General features: G+C 66.5%; 1 protein-coding gene. It reads right to left on the reverse strand.

What is annotated here, in order from left to right; translation table 11 throughout:
- Positions 1–286 (reverse strand): ABC transporter permease (locus IF43_RS0135765; RefSeq protein WP_234332658.1); only part of this gene is annotated, 286 nt, incomplete at its 3' end.
- Positions 287–352: the final 66 nt, after the last annotated feature.

Here is a 352-nt window from a genome sequence, read left to right on the forward strand (position 1 = left end):
GGTCCATGCTGCCCGTGCGGAAGTCGTCGTTGACGCCGCTGCCGACCGCCATCGCCACGTTCATGCCCAGCATCGCCATGAGGCCGGGCACCACGTAGTTGACGTACGAGTCGCTGTCGCCTCCCAGCGACTGGCCGACCGAGCCACCGAAGACGAACACGAACAGGAGGGTGAAGACGACCGGCATCAGCACGACGTCGAGCATCGACTCGGGGTCCTGCTTGATCTGCATGACGTTGCGCCGGGTGAAGGCGCCGATGTGCCTGAGGTTCGCCCGCAGGCCGATCCGGTTCCGTCCGGCGGCGCCGCCTTTCTCCGCATGCTTGGAATGCGACGGCGGACGGAACCGGAT

Source organism: Streptomyces sp. NRRL S-87 (assembly GCF_000719335.1).
Lineage (GTDB): Bacteria > Actinomycetota > Actinomycetes > Streptomycetales > Streptomycetaceae > Streptomyces.